This is a genomic window from Cytobacillus sp. FSL R7-0680 (genome assembly GCF_038009245.1).
Taxonomy (GTDB): Bacteria; Bacillota; Bacilli; order Bacillales; family Cytobacillaceae; genus Cytobacillus; species Cytobacillus kochii.
Map to the genome: position 1 here is coordinate 2,436,294 of NZ_JBBPAO010000001.1, position 16,534 is coordinate 2,452,827.

The following is a 16,534-nucleotide window of genomic DNA, read 5'->3' on the forward strand; positions in this document are numbered from 1 at the left end:
AATTTACTACGCCATTTATGAATAGCTGTATTAAACAATTTCACACTTAAAGTTTCAATTGAAAATAAAAATAGCTATTGATACAAATTCAACAATAGCTATCTTTATAAATTTTATCTCTTTCAAGAGTTTTTAGCAAGTTACTTTTTCCTGAACAAAACAATAGCAGGAAAAGGGAGGCAAAGTAATATTAGAATAGTTACCTAACGAATGAGGAGAGGCTTGATTTTGAGTGACATATAATTTCCATTGCCCATATGGTAAGGAAATTTCATATTCCTTTTCAGTTGGATTAAAATAACATAATACATCCTCATTAAACTTATGATGTGAAAGTAAATACGCCAGTAGTGGTTTTTCAATATCTAGAAAACTTACCGCTTCATTAATTTGCTTCGTACTGGATAAACGTAAAATCGCATACCTTTTTCTGAAAGCAATTAATCCTTTTACATATTCAACATTCTCTTTATATTTACTCCTAGCCATCCAATCCAATTGATTCACACAATCAGGTGAACGATAACTATTCCCTTCACCGTTTTTTGTTCGAAAGAACTCTTGACCACTGTGCAAGAAAGGAATCCCTTGTGCAAGAAGAACCATCGCTGTTGCTAATCGATGTCTTAGTCTTTTACTTTCATCTGTGTCTTCAGGAAAACATATATGGATTTTATCCCATAATGTATGATTATCATGTACTTCCACATAATTAACCGTCTGAAATGGTTCATTAAATATCCCTTGTTGACCAATGCTCCCCTTCAATACTGTTTTAGCTGTTTGATAATAATAGTGATTACCAAGTGCATATCCACAATCGTATAGATTAAATGTATTCCCTTTTATTCCATCTCTAAACTGATCATTAAATTGTGCAATGGCACCAAGCCTATCTTGATTATGAATATTCGCTTTCTCTTCTTTAGCGAGAGGTGTATTTAAGTCCCAACCTTCACCGATAACAAGGATTGTCGAATCAATGCCATCTAACGTTTTCCGGATAAGTTTCATCGTTGTCACATCTAAAATACCCATTAAGTCAAATCGAAAACCATCAACCTTAAAAGTGTTGGTCCAATAAGTAATCGAATCAACAATAAACTTTCTTGCCATATGCCTTTCAGATGCGATATCATTTCCGACACCTGTACCATTTGATGGAGTACCATTTAGATCATGTCTAAAATAATAACCTGGTACAATTTTTTCAAAAGAGGAAGTTTCTCTTTCATACACATGATTATAGACAACATCTAAAATGACCCTTATACCTTTTTGATGAATGACATCAATGAGTCCGATTAATTCATTTATTCTTGTATAAGGAGTGGCAGGATTAGAGGCATAGCTTCCTTGTGGCACATTAAAATGAAGAGGATTATATCCCCAATTATAACAATCGTCTGGTCTAGTCTCATCAACTCCAGCAAAATGATTCAATGGTAAAAATTCGATATGTGTTATACCTAATTCTTTCATATAATTGAGCGCTGTAGAGTCTCCTTTTACGTTAGCAGTGTTCTCTTCAGCTATGCCTTTATATAAACCTTTGTGGCGGACACCGCTATTTGGATGAATGGTCAAATCCCGAATATGCGTTTCGTAAATAATAGCATCTGTCATCATTGAGAAGGATGGGCGTGCTGTTTTTGGATGTTTATATCGATTCTCATCAATAATGACACCTAATTGCCCATTTGGAGTAATTGCTTTTACATATGGGTCTACAGCTTCTCTCCAAACCCCGTTCACACATATGTGGTAGCAATAACACCATTCATGTACATCCATTGATACAGTAACCTGCCAAACACCTTTTTGCTTCCTACTCAGTTCAATCATTTCTGAATCATTGCCATGATGTAACTCTAATCGTAGGGCAGTTGCCGTTGGTGCCCATACTTTAAAAGTCGTTGCATGCGGTTGATATTCATATCCAAGAGGCCCTTCATATTTGAAGAGCTCATCAAATTCAGGTGTTCTTGTCACCGACCCAATATCGACCTCAATCACATCTCCGTGTTCACTTTCTATATAACATATCGCCCCAAATGGAAAAGGATGAGGAAAAGAACAATAGTATTTGCGAAAATCATTAATTTCTTCTATTCCTTCTATCACAAGCTCGTAACTTTCATCACGATGGATATAAGTAAAATACTTTGAATGACCCTGGTGATAATCATAAGGAAGTAATAATGTGACTAAATCTAATCGATCTAAATACGCATAAAATGCTTTCTTACTATCATTCATATTACTCCCCCATCCCTTCATTTAATTATTGTCCTCTTTGCTAGATTGGAAATATCTCTTAGGCGAAATGATAAGCCATTCTCCCCTCTATCCTGCACATCAAATGAACGGGAAGCCGCATTGAGATAGAAAGTCCAAGAAGTGACATCACTTCTTTATACTTCCCTACTTTCCTTTGCAATGTGAGCATACTAATCAATTATAATAATGTCCATCCCTGTACTCGCCACAGTTCCTACGACATTTGCGGAAATCATATGTAACGCCAACAAAAAGTCTCAGGTTCTATTCCTATCGGTTTATAAACCGATTCACCTTATAGGCAACTTAAGCATCAAACCACAGCCCATTATTTTTACAAATAGCAAATAGAGTTATTTAATCCGCAAATTCACCCGATATCAAAACTCTTCTTCATTATCTATATTATTCACCAGTGATTTAAGTGCTTGTTTAGCTGAATAGACTTTCAAAATACCTCTTATCAAATCATTACCCGATCTATATGGAAAAAGGCCAGTTTAACAGCCGAGCTCTTATTCCATCCATGCAGTTCATGAATGGTACAAACACTGCCTTACAAACCAATAACACTTTTTATTCGGACCTGTTACTGGACAAGAGTATTTGACTTGGCTGTCTTAAATTTGCCTGAACGAGAGACACACTCATTTCATTTTTTTCGTATGGATAGACAATAATGATTAATCGCCTATTCGTTACCCTTCCCCTATGTCACTCCATTCCGATCTTTCGAATGATATACTTTCCGCATAAGTCAACAAGGCTTGTGCTGCTAATAACTGCTGACTTTTTAACGGTGCTTTTGTTTGTCTTTTATTTATGAACCAAGACGGATACTCTTTCCGATCAATTAAAGTAACATCAAAGGGTACTGAAGGATAATCAATATATCCTTCTCGGCAAAGAACAACCTTTTGAACAGGTAAAGTGACATCATGTTTGTCCAAAATTTTCTTGACTACTGTGACTGTTCTGTTTAATGAGATCAATGGGTTTAAAATTTTCTGTTCATTTTCTTTTTTAGCTAACCAAAATCGGCCAGCACTTCCGGTATAAGCCGTTAATTCAGCACCGTCTAAAAAATGGAGACAGATTACTTCCGTCGGTGTGAGAATAATTGTATCAAGAGAAACCGGTGCTTGACCTAGCTTTAGTATCGGCTGGAATAGGACAAGGAATGTATCTGGAAACCTTTGTAACAAGTATTTTAACTGTTCATTATAATAGTAACTTCTTGGTAGAGATGATTCAGAAAACAAGGTTGAGCTTGCCCACTTTAATTGTGTACGAAATAATTGATCGAGGTACATTTGCTTAAGTTCCTTTGTTGAGGTAGGTCTCACATGATAGTCCGCGGTAAACGAAAATGAATCTTCATTATGATTCGTTTCCTCTTCAGCCACCTCTTCAATCATTGTCTCCTTGTTTCTTTTTACAATATTGAGCAGCTTATCCTTCAAGCGTGGTTTATGATATTGAGCTGGTTCTTCCTCTATGAGTTGGTACTCTTTTCCTTCTTCTTCAAAACGGGTCAATAACAGTTCCCATTGTTGTTTTTTTAATTTTACAAATCTAGATGGATATAAATAAATATTCTGCTCATATCGTGAAATACAATCGACAATTTTTATTAACTGCCCCACCCTACTACCCCCTTAACTTTTTAATGAGAATGTTGCTATTCTTTTATATTTCGGCTTACTCTCTGTATTTACTTCATAAAGACCCACTTCAGTAGCTTCAAATGATAACGGTGTTTCCATAATAGGCGGAAAATGTGTGAACTGATTTTTACCTTGCCATTTTTTAGCTAATGTAATATGTGGTGTGAAATTTCTTCTATCACGTGAGAAACCATACTTTCCACAGACTTGATTAACAATGGATTGAATTTCATGTAATTGCTTTTCTTTATGTATATCACACCATAGAATACGAGGACGTTCCTTAAGTCCAAAAGTTTGAACACCTTCAAGATACAGCGTAAATGGGGAAGTATTTTTTAAATCATTAACTATCAGTTGGTTCATTTCGTCCAATACTTCTAAAGAAGCACTCCCTAAGAAAGCAAGAGTAATGTGATAATCACATTCATGTACCCAATCTTTAAACGGATAATCAGCCTCTACTGCCAGACATTTTTGTTTTATGATTAATTGTATATTTCTTGGTATACTAATCGCATAAAAGTAATGAGGATTTCTCTTTTCCATCATCTTTATCCTCCCAATTCCTTTTGATTATCTATATCTATTTTATCAGAACAGATAAGAATTTCAGTATTTTTCCATAGGTATGATGTCATGTTTGCCTTTAAGCAATTCCTTTATAACTGATAAGTTAAATATGATATAACTATAATAAAGAGTAAAGCATTGAAGAAAGGATGCGACTTGAATGAAGGTTGTTGAAAACTTAGCGCAACTAATAGGAGACACCCCTCTATTGAAATTAAATAAAATTGGGCCTAAAAATGGGGCTACTATTTATGGAAAACTAGAGTTTTTTAACCCTAGCAAAAGCGTAAAGGACAGAGCAGCATATAATATGATTCTAAAAGCTGAAAAAGCGGGGTTATTAAAACCAGGGGCTACAATTATTGAACCCACAAGCGGAAATACAGGCATAGGTCTTGCTATGAATGCTGCCGCTAGAGGATATAAAAGTATACTCGTAATGCCCGATACGATGACGAAAGAAAGAATCAATTTATTAAAAGCGTACGGTGCAGAAGTTGTTCTCACACCAGGAGATGAAAAAATGCCTGGTTCAATCAGAAAAGCAAAAGAATTAGCTAAACAAATTCCTAATAGCTTTATCCCTATGCAATTTGAAAATAATGCTAACCCAGATGCCCATAGGCATTCAACTGCTATTGAAATTATTGATGGGATGAAACAAATAGGTAAGGATTTGTCTGCATTCGTTGCTACTGCAGGGACAGGGGGAACCATTACAGGTACCGGGGAAGTATTGAAAGATTATTATGAGGGACTCCAAGTCCATGTTGTAGAACCAAAAGGTTCGCCTGTGCTTTCCGGTGGAGAACCAGGAAAACATAAATTAGTAGGGACAAGTCCTGGCTTTATACCAGAAATCTTAAATACAAATGTCTATGATGAAATACATCAAATCACAGACGAAGACGCCTATCAAACAACAAGAGACCTCGCACGAAAAGAGGGCATCCTTGTCGGTCCATCATCTGGAGCAGCTTGTTTCGCAGCGATACAGGTCGCTAAAGGTTTAACATCAGATGATGTCGTTGTATTCATTGTTTGTGACACAGGTGAGAGATATTTATCAAGTGATTTATTTAAAATTTGAATATAGAGCTAGAAAGCCGGACGAATGCTATCGTAGATTTGTCAGGCTTTTTTATTATTACACTCCTAAATTAAAAACCGATCCCCCGTTAACCAAGTTTACCAAGCTTTCACACCTCGTGTGTACCCAATTTAATTCCATAATTTCCTATTTTAGTTTTCATTTGTGTCTTTCCTGCTAAATGACTTGCAAGTTCGCATTGCTCGGATTTCATTTCCATTCTCGCTTCGGAGTAATATGCAAACCACACATTTAATAAGTACCTTTTGCTTCCAATATGCCCTAAAGAAACCCTCCCATATTTCTTTCGCGTGTTCCCCGCTCATATGCGTTATGTTTAGAACAACAAAAAAAAGGCCACTCGATTTATCGAATGGCCTTTCTCTTATACTTCAGCACTCACTTGTTTTGAATGCCTATTGTCTTCCTCTTCTTCTAACTTACGTACTGCTTCCTCACTTGTATCCACTCGTTTTATAAATAATACGAGTATAAGTGCAACAATATTAATTGCAAGTGATACATAGAAGGCATATTGTATACCTGCTAGTAACGCCTGTTGAGTAACTGCAGCAGTTGTTGCTTCTGTCATTGTTGTAGGGTCTACACCTGTCATTAAGCTTTCTGCTTTAGATTGTGTGACACTATTCATAATCGTTACTAATATAGCTGTACCGATTGAACCCGAAACTTGTTGAGCTGTGTTATTTATTGCTGTTCCATGTGGATTTAAGCGATTTGGAATTTGGTTCATACCATTTGTCATAATTGGCATCATTACCATTGACATACCAAACATTCTCAACGCATAGATAATCACAATATGACTATAGGATGTATCGATTTGTAAATTAGCTAACATATAAGTTGAAATAGCTGTCACTATTAAACCAACAGCAGCTAACATACGCGGTCCAAATTTATCAAATAACTTACCAGTGATTGGTGACATAATTCCCATCACAATTGCTCCTGGAAGCATTAACAGACCAGAATCGAGCGGCGATATTCCACGAACACTCTGTACATATGCTGGAGTTAAGATCATACCTGAAAACATGGCGACCGCATTAACAATTGCAATCACTGATCCCAGTGCAAACATCGGATATTTATATACACGTAAATCTAATAGTGGTTTTTCCATTGTCATTTGACGAATAATAAAGAGAATAAGTGAAATGCCACCAACAATTAAAGTCGTTAGTACCCATGTATCTGTCCAACCATCAGCACTTGCAGAACTAAAACCATAAAGCAAGCCGCCGAAACCTAAACAAGATAGCACGACTGAAAAATAATCAAGTTGCACATTTTTATTTTGAGGCATAACGTTCTCTAATTTCCAAATAGATAGTAATAAGCTGATGATTGCTAATGGCAAAATCATCTCAAAAAGAACACGCCAATCATGATATTGAACAATATACCCAGACAAAGTCGGACCAATGGCTGGTGCAGTAATCATAACTAATCCAAACACACCCATTGCAGTACCGCGTTTTTCACGAGGAAAACTAACAAGCATGACGTTCATTAATAAAGGCCCCATAACGGATGCACCTGCAGCCTGAACCATACGACCTGCTAATAACATACCAAAGTTTGGTGCAAATGCAGCCATAGCTGTACCAATTGTAAATACAGACATACAGAAAATATATAAGCTACGATTTTTAAAACGTGTTAGTAAGAATGCTGAAGCAGGAACAAGCACGCCACTAACTAGCATATACCCAGTTGCCAGCCACTGTACTGTAGAATAATTTTCTACATTTAAATCGACCATAATACTAGGCAACGCCACATTTAATAATGAATTATTTAAGAAAGACACAAACGCACCGACAAATAATATTGCAAGCATTAAATACGGAGGTTTTTGAGGTTGTAAACTTGAATCCATACTTTCTCATCCTTTTTATTTTTTATTTCGAGTACTGAACCATTTTAAACCCAAAGTATAAATCGGTCAACATATTTATACTAAAAGTTCAATTACATTGTATTTCTCTTCTTAAGAATTTATAATTAAAGCCATAAGGGTGGGGAATACACGATGAATAACAAGAAGAAGAAAGTGGCAGATGCAGCATTGAAACTGTTTCAAGAAAAGGGAATTCAACAAACATCTGTACAAGATATTATTGATTCAGCAAATATTTCCAAAGGGACATTTTACAATTATTTCGCCACAAAAAATGATTGTATCGCTGAGATATTAGAGGATTTGCGCTATGAAGCAAGTCAAAGAAGAATTGCACTACAAGTGGGGAAAGATACAAAAGATAGAGATGTCTTTATAGATCAAATCTCCCTATTATACACACTACAAGAAGCCAGTAATCTTCATCGATTATTTGAAGCGATATTGCATTCCAATGAAAAGGATTTAAAGAAACTCGTTTTACAACATAGAGTGTACGATATGGAATGGTTAACATTTAGAGTTATTGAGGTATTCGGAGAAGACACTAGAGATTATGCGTTTGAAGGAGTTGTCTTATTTACTGGAATGCTCCAACACCTTCTCTTTGTGAAAAGAATTACGAATAATGTTTATGATTTAAAACAACTTATTGATGTGACACTATCTTATTTAGAGATGATTTTACAAACGATGAAATCTAGTGGCGTTTCTCTTCTCAATTATTCAGCTATTAATCAGCTAAGAACTCATATAAATAAACGGATTATCAAAATTGAAGAAATTTTTGAGTTTGCTCAGCAATTGCAAGAACAGCACCAATTTGATGAAGATCAACAAGATTTATTTGATGCGATATTAACAGAATTAAAAGCAGACCGAATTCGTAAACCTGTTCTGTTACCTTTACTCAAACCTTTCCAAACCTCACTAGACAAGACAGAGATCGAACTACAAGCTCATACGTTTACAAATTTGATTTGGTACTATTTACAAACAAAATAAAAACAGCTTGGACAGTTTTGCTTTTATCTAAAATAACCACGAGCCAAATGAATTTGGTTCGTGGTTATTTATTTCCCATTAGCTATTTGCTTTTGCTAACTTTGGCCAGAAGACAATTGGTACTAAAATGAATGAAATCAATCCACCAACTATACTTAAAGTAGCATAACTAGAATGAGCAACAACCATGCCCGAAAGCAACCCACCTGTCGCACCAGATAGGGCAATAAACACATCGACTTTTCCCTGAATGTGAGCTCTGTTTTCATTGGTTGTTCCATCAACAATTAATGTCGTTCCACTGATTAAACCGAAGTTCCAGCCTAACCCTAATAAAGCTAAAGCTAAGATTAATCCAAATAAAGAATCCTCAGGCACACTAGCAGCGGTAATTCCAGATAACAATAATGTAACACCTGCAGCAATTGCAATAAAATATCTACCTAATCTATCAACTAGAACACCTGTAAATAGAGATGGTAAATACATCGCACCAATATGAACGCCAATTACCACTCCGATTGCTTGTAGTGTATGACCATGATGAAGCATATGAACAGGGGTCATCGTCATAATCGCTACCATAATTAACTGTGTTAAAATCATTACTGTTGCCCCAACAACGATATGATATTTATTTACATTTTTGGTAGCAATAACAGAATTACTCATTTGATTTTCTTCTTCAGCGACCCATTGCTTCGCTAAGATAAATGGGTCTGGACGTAATAAAATAAACAATACAATCCCAGCAGCTATGTATGCAAGAGCAGATAATAAAAACGGGCCAGCTAAAGGAGGAATGGTTAATCGGCCTGCCACCTCCCCCATAATATTAACTAGATTGGGCCCTAATACTGCTCCAAATGTGGTCATAACCATTGTTAAACTTACTGCTTTTCCCCTTTGATTCTCATTAGCCAAATCACTGCCGGCATATCTCGCTTGTAAATTGGTTGCCGTACCTGCGCCGTAAAGGAATAAAAAAAAGAATAATAGAAAGATATTCTGTAATATAGCTGCCAAAACAACCCCTAATGCTCCTAGTCCACCTACAATAAAACCTATAGTAAGTCCAATTCTTCTGCCATAATGTTGAGAAGTTTTCCCTACTATAAAAGCAGTAACTGCTGATCCAATCGTGAATAAAGCTGTTGGCAAGCCTGCATATGAAGCCGTTCCTAATATATCCTCTGCTAATAATGCTCCTACCGTAATGCCTGCAGCCAAACCTGCTCCACCAAACAACTGAGAAATACTCACAACCGTTAAAGTTCTTTTATATAATCTCTCTCTCTCACTCTCACTATAACTCGATTGAATCGGTTCTCCCATTTCTTCCCCTCACTTTGTTAAATCTTATATTTCTTGATTTTGAAGTTTTATTAGTATTGTATCCTTAATAAACTGTCGGCAGCTTTCAGATAAAAGTGACTTATTCGGATGAATCATATCACCATATATGTTATTCCCTAGAATTCTCACTTCTCCTGCAAATGGTTTATCGGATTGTGCATCGTACCCTTGTAGGACAATATAAATAGATTGTCCCCTCCTCGCAAAATCAATGATAGACATTTGATGTTTACTCAATTTTATTCCATCCCCTCTGGTTATAACCGTTATTGACTAGTTTACTCTATTTTTGGTAAATGGGAGCAATGATTTGATTATCATTCAGCTAGTAAAAGCTTTCATAACACCTTATTTTAAGGTATTCAACCATTTTTTAATCTTCAAGCATAATAAGTAATACATGAGAGGAGTTGATTTTATAAAGGAGTTTTTATAATTGACCCTATTACGACGTTTAGATGGCACTAATCGTCTTTACTGGACCTAACAGACAAGAGAAGATAACGGATGATTTGATTAATAAAATTGAGGGTACAACTATTTCAAAAACAATACATCATAATCATTGAAGAAATTCTCTATAAAACAACTATGTATGATAGAAAAGATGATACATGTAGTTAAATTTACTATTGAACGCAAAAAACAGAGACACCATTAGATGACGTCTCTGTTTTCCTTCTTAGTCATTATACTTGCGACCGATTCCAAAATCTGTGAGCGGACAAAGCATCAATTATTTGTTTCGCAAAATCATTACCTGATTGTTCTTCTAGTAAAATGCCTTCTTCACTAGGATAATCTAAATCTTTAATCCAATAGATGGCATCACCAGTAGCAGCGATTGGTTTGAAGTGTTGGTATGCTTCATCTATAAACAGCAATGCATCATGCTTAAAGGTTGCATCAACTTCATCACTACCAATGAGATACACACCATCAAATACCACTGAACTGTCACTAGCAAATGTATGTTTTGCTTGTAACTCTACTCCCCCACTCCCTCTAAGTGTGCCAAGACGGTCACTTATAATACATGGGTTCACACCAGCTTCTTGCAAATCATTGATGATTGACTTTGCTTTTTCACCTTCAAACCCATCTGTAACAATGATTGCTAGTTTACGTGTAGCTGCGGAAAAGATTGTGTTTTGTTGACTTAGTGCAGGTGATGATTTCGCTGTAGTTGTCTCATTTTTATTCTCAACTGCATCTACACCCACTTTTTCAGCAATGCGATTAGCAAGATCACTATTTACGTGACTAAACATTTCGACTACACGCTCTTTTACAGCTTGGCTTTCCACTTTACTCAATTCGAATTGAAAAGCACTAATCGTATGTTCTTTTTCTATATCGCTCAAGCTATTCCAGTACAGTGTAGCTTGACTAAAGTGATCTTCAAAACTATCACTTCGTTCTCTAATTTTCCTACCTTCTACTTTTTCTTGATAGTGAGCATAACCACCTTCAGATTCTTCAACCGTATTCGGCGAACCATTTGCTAGGGTATTATTATGATAAGCAGCTTGTCCTGTATTAATCGTTTGGCGACCATAACCATCTCTTTGATTATTGTGGAAAGGGCAAACAGGTCTATTAATAGGTAGCTCATGGAAATTTGGACCACCTAAACGAATGAGTTGGGTATCTGTATAGGAAAACAATCTTGCTTGTAATAATGGATCATTCGTAAAATCAATACCAGGTACTACATTTCCAACTTGGAAGGCCACTTGTTCTGTTTCAGCAAACACATTGTCTACATTGCGATTCAGTGTCATTTTACCAATTTTACGAACAGGAATTTCTTCTTCTGGCCAAATCTTCGTTGGATCCAGAATATCGAAATCAAACGAAAATTCATCCTTCTCTTCTAAAATTTGCACACCAAGTTCGTATTCAGCATAGTCGCCTGCTTCGATAGACTCCCATAAATCACGGCGATTGAAATCAGGGTCTTTCCCTCCTAACTTTTGTGCCTCGTCCCAAACAAGGGAATGTGTGCCTAATACTGGTTTCCAGTGAAACTTAACAAAGTGACCTTCCCCTTTATCATTAACCAATCTAAATGTATGAACACCGAATCCTTCCATTGTTCGATAACTTCGCGGAATACCACGGTCACTCATCACCCACATCACCATATGGGCAGATTCCTGATTTTGCGAAACCCAATCCCAAAAAGTATCATGTGCAGAAGCCGCTTGTGGCATTTCATTATGCGGTTCAGGTTTCACTGCGTGAATTAAATCAGGAAATTTAATACCATCTTGGATAAAAAATACAGGAATATTATTACCTACTAGATCATAATTTCCTTCTTCTGTATAAAATTTTGTAGCAAATCCCCTGGCATCTCTCGGCGTATCAAGTGAACCACGCGAACCAACAACTGTTGAAAACCGGACAAAAACAGGCGTTGTCGTATGAGGATTAGTTAAAAATTTCGCTTTCGTGAATGCCTTCATTGAATCATCATAAACTTGAAACTCACCGTGAGCCCCAAATCCCCTAGCATGAACAACACGCTCAGGAATTCTTTCATGGTCAAAATGCGTTAACTTCTCACGTAAATGGAAATCCTCTAGTAATGTTGGACCTCTTGTACCAGCTTTTAAAGAATGATCATCTTCTGAAAGTTTTACTCCACCGTTTGTTGTTAAGTCTTTATCCTTATTGTCATTACTTCTAAAATTTTCAAGTTGTTTGTCTTTATCATTTTTAGACATAGTAATTCTCTCCTTTTATTATGTAATTATTTTTAAGGAATAGTTGTTTTTATTTACCCTCCATATTTTTTCTAAAACAAAAATAATCATTTTTTTTAAATAATAATTATAAAAAAGATGGAATCAACACATTGATTATTTTAAGCCAACGCCTATTTACAGGTTTCTTTTATGACATACTAGCGTTTTATCATAAAAAAAAAGCACCCTATGATGGATGCTTTTCTTCGTGCATTTGTAATGATCTTTGAAGATGAATCATGTCATTTTTCAAGTTAGATAAACCTTGCATTTTAGGAAAGGACAAATTTGCTGGAGCGTGCTCTCTGTAAGCTGCATTAGCTAAAGATTCATAAGAATACAAGAGTTGCGCTAAAGCCTCATCAGATAATTTCACTTGGTGCGCTTTCTCTTCTGCTGTTTTTTCAAGAAAATAGGTGATTTGCTCTAACCAAAAAACAACTGGCCAATAATAGGTTAATGCGCTGCGATCGATCGGGATCTCACCAGCTGCTGTATTATATACAGTCTTTAAGCCTTGAATATTTGTTTTCAATTTAGATAGTTCTCTTTCTGATTCATGACCATCTTTTGTATGGGTTGAAAACATTGTAAACATGAGCTGAGCTTGGCTACGAATTGTTTTTGAAATGAGGTGGGGTAGCCTACTAGAGGCTGAGCTTCTCCCAATAATTAAAACACCTAATAAACCAATGATACTGCCTATAAAAACATCAATTATTCTTGCTTGTGCGAAATAAGTAAAAGCAAAATCACCTGGCGTTACTGTTTCTGCCATCAACAGCGCATTAGGTGTAAAAAAGATTGCCGCTAATCCATAGTTTTTCACAATAAATAATTCTGTAATAAAGGTAAGTAAAAAGATTAATAAGGCAATGACAAGTCCAGTAGGGTGAAAACTAAGTATAAAGCTAGCGATTAAGATTCCCACTATTGTTCCAATTCCACGTTGAATTGCACGATGATAAGTGGCAACGACTGTTGCTCCAGACATGACAGCTACACAAGAAAGAGGTACCCAAAATGAACGTTCAAAATGAAATTGGTAAGCGATAATCCCTGCAATGATTGTCATAATTCCAATTCTCAAAGCAGACAGTAATACAATCGAGTTCTTATCAAATGAATGAAGTAAAGCTTTTCTAACAGTGGGCTTAGAAAGCTCTATTTCTTCTTTCACATGCGAAGATATATCTTCTGTATCCCAATCGAGGCGTTTAATAATTGCATATAATTGCTTATACTTGGCGTGCCAGCCTCTTACTTCATCTTCTTCGATTTCAATTATATCCAATCTATTTTTATCAACTGAATTCGATAAAACTTGAAGCTGTTCTATTAATTTTTGTGGTGGCGCTGTTCTTTCATTTAAAAAGTTTTTAATCACCTCTAGAAAAATGCGATTCAAATGATCATTTAACACATATAAACGATCATATCTCTTCTTCCTTCTAAGAGGTAGGTAGCCAGCAATTAAGATATCCTCGACATCATTTAAGGAGGACATGACTTTATATCTCTGTTCATCAAACTGCTCTGTACCAATGCTTTTTATCAAAATGGTTAATTCATTATAAGCCCTTTTAACGACATCTGTTTCAGGTCCAAAAGGATTCACAAACCAGCCTGCCATCGCAATCAACCATGACAGTGCACCACCTAAAAACACAAACCCAGCACGCTGAAACGCTAGCTCAGGCTCTGTAGGCATTCCAGAAGTCATTGCGAACACTAATACAAAAAAGATCGCACTTGGCCCGGTAAAGCGTAACGCTCCAAAGACAAACGTGGCCATTGCAGCAATTATACCCATAATGATTGCAACAGCAAGTGGAAACGGTGCAGCAATTGTCCCTAAGAAGGATGATAAAGTAATTCCTATGGCAACGAAAAATAGTTTTTTTGCTCTTTGGGCATAAGGGATATTAAATACATAAAGATAGGTAAACCCACCCATACCTGTTAATAAACCATACTCTAGCTCTCCAAAAAGGATACCAATAATAACTGGAAGACCTGCAGCTAATCCAGCTAGAAAAGCCTTTACCCATGGAAAAGGTTTTTTGTTCACCTTTAGAGCTTGTTGAAGAAGGGATGCATTTCCTTTATCTGTATTTCCACTCATTTATAAAACCTCACTTAAAACCTTAAAATAAAAACAATAAAGAGCATCTATTCACACTAGATGCCCATGTTCTATAGAACGTAAATAAATCCCTTTAAAAGGGAATTTCCTGACATATATATTAGTATAACATATTGCCAAAATACTTATGTGGCAATCCTCATGGTACATTTTCACTTTACTACTTGTATGAATATTTCGTATACTTTTATTGATTGTAGTAAAAGTAAGGAGTGTGGTTGCTGTTGAAAGTACACCAAGCGTTGTTAGCTGATGTAGATGATATTCTTACTTTGCAGAAAGGGATCGTTGAAGAAAATCGATTTTTCATTACTACAAACGAAGAATTTTTAGCAAATATAGATGAAGAAAGAAAAAGATTATCTGCAATCATCACAAATAGCAAAAAACACTCGGTTGTCTTTGTCGCTAAGTCTGATCAAAGAGTCGTTGGATGTATTATATTTCGCTCATCATCCATAGCCCGACTAGCTCATCATGGTAGTTTTAGTATATATGTTGACTCAAGCTATCGTAAAAAAGGCATTGGTATGCAATTATTGCAAACACTGATTAAATGGGCTGAAGAACATCCTGTCATTGAAAAATTATCTTTAGGAGTGTTTTCTACTAATTACCCTGCTATCCATCTTTATGAAAAAATGGGCTTTGTGGAAGAAGGACGAAAAATAAAAGATATTAAACTTAGTCATGATGTGTATGTTGACGATGTTTTAATGTACAAGATGGTTTAAAAATATTACGAGGTGATTCCGTTGATAAGACGTCATACTGTTCTTATGAATCAATTACACACGTATCGTGAGGAAGTGCTATTAATCCTCAAGAATGTATCTGCATAGCAAGCAGAAATCATTCCTGCCGGTTTCCGCAATAACATCAGATGGCATATGGGGCATATTTACCTTGATCAGTTTTTATGGATACAATCGTTAACAAGAGAGGTTAGCATAGACTTATCAGCCTATCATTCATTCTTTGGTTTCGGTACAACACCAACTGATTTCAATGAATGCACCCCTTCTTATGAAGATCTTATCAGATTACTTCGTGACCAACCGACAGTTATTGAACAGCATTATGGTGATATCTTAAATCGCGAATATCAACCTATTGATATGGGTATGTGCACCATTGAGGATGTCCTCATCAGAACCATCTGTCCTGAGGGAATCCACATGCAAACAATCAATATAATTATCCGTTTAATTAAGGAAGGTTCCTATGACCAATATTCGAAAAATTAAGCAGAAAGATAACTTAAAGATTGCAGCAATTATAAAAGAAGCATTAGAGTCAGCCAATTTAGCTATTCCAGGAACGGCTTATTACGATCCTCAATTAGATTCGCTCCATCAATACTATGAAGAAACCCCAGGCTCAGCCTATTGGATTGTTGAAATGGAAAAAGAAATCATTGGAGGTATCGGCATTGCTCCTTTTGACTTAGACGAAGGAATATGTGAATTACAAAAACTATATGTATCACCTAAAGCTAAAGGACTGGGCTTATCCAAAAAGTTAATGGATACTGCGCTGACATTCGCAAAACAACATTATCAATATTGTTATTTAGAAACACACAATACACTAACAATTGCGGATCGCCTATACCAATCATATGGGTTTGAATTACTTCATGAGCCACTAAAAGGGTCAGAACATTCAGCTATGGATCGTTGGTACATAAAGCCACTGTAAATGAAAAAACGAACAAATTGTTCGTTTTTTCTATTT

Annotated in this window: 13 protein-coding genes; 5 read left to right on the plus strand and 8 right to left on the minus strand. The window is 36.0% G+C overall.

Translation table 11 applies throughout. The features are described 5' to 3' along the window. Window positions 1–132: 132 nt before the first annotated feature. The 3 genes from pulA to thpR form a co-directional block, all read right to left on the minus strand. Window positions 133–2,259: a type I pullulanase gene (pulA, locus tag MKY26_RS12070; RefSeq protein ID WP_341056912.1), complete on the minus strand. Its 2,127-nt coding sequence runs from the start codon at window positions 2,257–2,259 to the stop codon at window positions 133–135. A 719-nt stretch (window positions 2,260–2,978) separates the two neighbouring features. Next, on the minus strand, window positions 2,979–3,926 hold the full coding sequence (locus tag MKY26_RS12075; RefSeq protein WP_095372209.1) for a nuclease-related domain-containing protein: 948 nt from the start codon (window positions 3,924–3,926) through the stop codon (window positions 2,979–2,981). Between the two features lie 12 nt (window positions 3,927–3,938). Then, window positions 3,939–4,499: an RNA 2',3'-cyclic phosphodiesterase gene (thpR, locus tag MKY26_RS12080; protein WP_307316718.1), complete on the minus strand. Its 561-nt coding sequence runs from the start codon at window positions 4,497–4,499 to the stop codon at window positions 3,939–3,941. A 181-nt stretch (window positions 4,500–4,680) separates the two neighbouring features. Here thpR and cysK point away from each other — a divergent pair, with 181 nt between their 5' ends. Next, a complete protein-coding gene (gene cysK / locus MKY26_RS12085; protein ID WP_095372207.1) occupies window positions 4,681–5,610 on the plus strand; it encodes a cysteine synthase A in 930 nt (309 codons plus the stop codon). 385 nt (window positions 5,611–5,995) lie between these two features. On the opposite strand, the gene MKY26_RS12090 is transcribed toward cysK, so the two are convergent. Beyond that, complete coding sequence (locus tag MKY26_RS12090) at window positions 5,996–7,516, minus strand: MDR family MFS transporter (protein ID WP_095372206.1); 1,521 nt, start codon at window positions 7,514–7,516, stop codon at window positions 5,996–5,998. A 153-nt stretch (window positions 7,517–7,669) separates the two neighbouring features. Here MKY26_RS12090 and MKY26_RS12095 point away from each other — a divergent pair, with 153 nt between their 5' ends. Then, window positions 7,670–8,542, plus strand: a complete 873-nt coding sequence (locus MKY26_RS12095; RefSeq protein WP_095372205.1) for a TetR/AcrR family transcriptional regulator — start codon at window positions 7,670–7,672, stop codon at window positions 8,540–8,542. Between the two features lie 78 nt (window positions 8,543–8,620). On the opposite strand, the gene MKY26_RS12100 is transcribed toward MKY26_RS12095, so the two are convergent. From MKY26_RS12100 to MKY26_RS12115, 4 genes are all read right to left on the minus strand, one after another. Continuing rightward, window positions 8,621–9,877: an MFS transporter gene (locus tag MKY26_RS12100; protein WP_095372204.1), complete on the minus strand. Its 1,257-nt coding sequence runs from the start codon at window positions 9,875–9,877 to the stop codon at window positions 8,621–8,623. A gap of 24 nt (window positions 9,878–9,901) precedes the next feature. Further along, window positions 9,902–10,135 (minus strand): hypothetical protein, encoded by a 234-nt coding sequence (locus MKY26_RS12105; protein WP_322910361.1) that lies wholly within the window; start codon window positions 10,133–10,135, stop codon window positions 9,902–9,904. A 452-nt stretch (window positions 10,136–10,587) separates the two neighbouring features. Then, window positions 10,588–12,630, minus strand: a complete 2,043-nt coding sequence (locus MKY26_RS12110) for a catalase (protein ID WP_341097672.1) — start codon at window positions 12,628–12,630, stop codon at window positions 10,588–10,590. A gap of 208 nt (window positions 12,631–12,838) precedes the next feature. Continuing rightward, the gene (locus MKY26_RS12115; RefSeq protein ID WP_307316708.1) at window positions 12,839–14,776 is read right to left on the minus strand and encodes an FUSC family protein; all 1,938 of its coding nucleotides are present in this window, start codon (window positions 14,774–14,776) and stop codon (window positions 12,839–12,841) included. A 245-nt stretch (window positions 14,777–15,021) separates the two neighbouring features. On the opposite strand from MKY26_RS12115, the gene MKY26_RS12120 reads away from it, so the two are divergent. The 3 genes from MKY26_RS12120 to MKY26_RS12130 all read left to right on the plus strand — a co-directional run bounded on the left by MKY26_RS12120 (window position 15,022) and on the right by MKY26_RS12130 (window position 16,498). After that, window positions 15,022–15,531: a GNAT family N-acetyltransferase gene (locus MKY26_RS12120; protein WP_307316704.1), complete on the plus strand. Its 510-nt coding sequence runs from the start codon at window positions 15,022–15,024 to the stop codon at window positions 15,529–15,531. A 156-nt stretch (window positions 15,532–15,687) separates the two neighbouring features. Continuing rightward, a complete protein-coding gene (locus tag MKY26_RS12125) occupies window positions 15,688–16,044 on the plus strand; it encodes a DinB family protein (protein WP_307316702.1) in 357 nt (118 codons plus the stop codon). Next, complete coding sequence (locus tag MKY26_RS12130; protein ID WP_095372199.1) at window positions 16,022–16,498, plus strand: GNAT family N-acetyltransferase; 477 nt, start codon at window positions 16,022–16,024, stop codon at window positions 16,496–16,498. The genes MKY26_RS12125 and MKY26_RS12130 overlap by 23 nt, the downstream gene beginning before the upstream one ends. Window positions 16,499–16,534: the final 36 nt, after the last annotated feature.

What these genes read in the sequence shown, in the direction of transcription:
- pulA (WP_341056912.1), bottom strand. Translation starts at nt 2,259, where the DNA reads ATGAATGATAGTAAGAAAGCATTTTATGCGTATTTAGATCGATTAGAT.
- thpR (WP_307316718.1), bottom strand. Translation starts at nt 4,499, where the DNA reads ATGATGGAAAAGAGAAATCCTCATTACTTTTATGCGATTAGTATACCA.
- cysK (WP_095372207.1), top strand. Translation starts at nt 4,681, where the DNA reads ATGAAGGTTGTTGAAAACTTAGCGCAACTAATAGGAGACACCCCTCTA.
- MKY26_RS12090 (WP_095372206.1), bottom strand. Translation starts at nt 7,516, where the DNA reads ATGGATTCAAGTTTACAACCTCAAAAACCTCCGTATTTAATGCTTGCA.
- MKY26_RS12095 (WP_095372205.1), top strand. Translation starts at nt 7,670, where the DNA reads ATGAATAACAAGAAGAAGAAAGTGGCAGATGCAGCATTGAAACTGTTT.
- MKY26_RS12100 (WP_095372204.1), bottom strand. Translation starts at nt 9,877, where the DNA reads ATGGGAGAACCGATTCAATCGAGTTATAGTGAGAGTGAGAGAGAGAGA.
- MKY26_RS12110 (WP_341097672.1), bottom strand. Translation starts at nt 12,630, where the DNA reads ATGTCTAAAAATGATAAAGACAAACAACTTGAAAATTTTAGAAGTAAT.
- MKY26_RS12115 (WP_307316708.1), bottom strand. Translation starts at nt 14,776, where the DNA reads ATGAGTGGAAATACAGATAAAGGAAATGCATCCCTTCTTCAACAAGCT.
- MKY26_RS12125 (WP_307316702.1), top strand. Translation starts at nt 15,688, where the DNA reads ATGGGGCATATTTACCTTGATCAGTTTTTATGGATACAATCGTTAACA.
- MKY26_RS12130 (WP_095372199.1), top strand. Translation starts at nt 16,022, where the DNA reads ATGACCAATATTCGAAAAATTAAGCAGAAAGATAACTTAAAGATTGCA.